2 protein-coding genes are annotated in these 631 nt (G+C 60.7%); both read left to right on the forward strand.

The annotated features are described in order from the left end of the window. Nucleotides 1-49 precede the first annotated feature (49 nt). On the forward strand, nucleotides 50-364 hold the full coding sequence (locus tag VLI63_RS17660; RefSeq protein ID WP_409158162.1) for a transposase: 315 nt from the start codon (nucleotides 50-52) through the stop codon (nucleotides 362-364). Beyond that, nucleotides 361-631: IS3 family transposase (locus VLI63_RS17665; RefSeq protein WP_409158163.1), on the forward strand; the 271-nt coding region annotated here is incomplete at its 3' end. The genes VLI63_RS17660 and VLI63_RS17665, both read left to right, overlap by 4 nt.

Below are 631 nucleotides of genomic sequence, written 5' to 3' on the forward strand. Positions count from 1 at the left end.
TGAATCGCCCTGGGTTTCGTTCCGCCTGATCCTTTTGGAGGATTGAACTATGTCGAACCCTTACCCGGCCGAGTTTCGCGAACGTGCTCTTCGGATGCTCGCCGAAGCACGAGCTGATCACTCATCTGATTTCGCTGCGGCCAACCATGTCGCGGGTCGTCTTGGGGTGAATCCTGAGACGCTGCGATTGTGGAAGAAGCGTGCCGATATCAATGCCGGCCGGACACCGGGGACGACCTCGGAGGCGCAGGTGGAGATCAAACGGTTGAAGAAGCAGATCGTCGAGCTGGAGAAAGCGAACGAGATCCTCCGGTCGGCGAGCGTGTTTTTCGCCACCGAGCTCGGCCGCCCCTCATCGAGATGATCCGCTTCATCGACAAGATGAAGCAGCGTTTCGGGGTCGAGCTCGTCTGCCGCACTATGCGGGCAGCTGAGGTGGGATTTGTGAGCGCTCGCGGATATCGAGCGGCGAAATGCCGCCCGGCATCGGCCAGAACCCTGTCAGATCAGTTGATCGGCGGCGAGATCAGCCGCCTGCATGCGGAGAACTACGGCGTCTACGGGGTGCGGAAAATGCACCGACTGCTGGGGCGACAAGGTTGGAGCATCGGCAGGGATCAGACGGGCCGAC

The organism is Lacisediminihabitans sp. H27-G8, assembly GCF_046156175.1.
Taxonomy (GTDB): domain Bacteria; phylum Actinomycetota; class Actinomycetes; order Actinomycetales; family Microbacteriaceae; genus Lacisediminihabitans.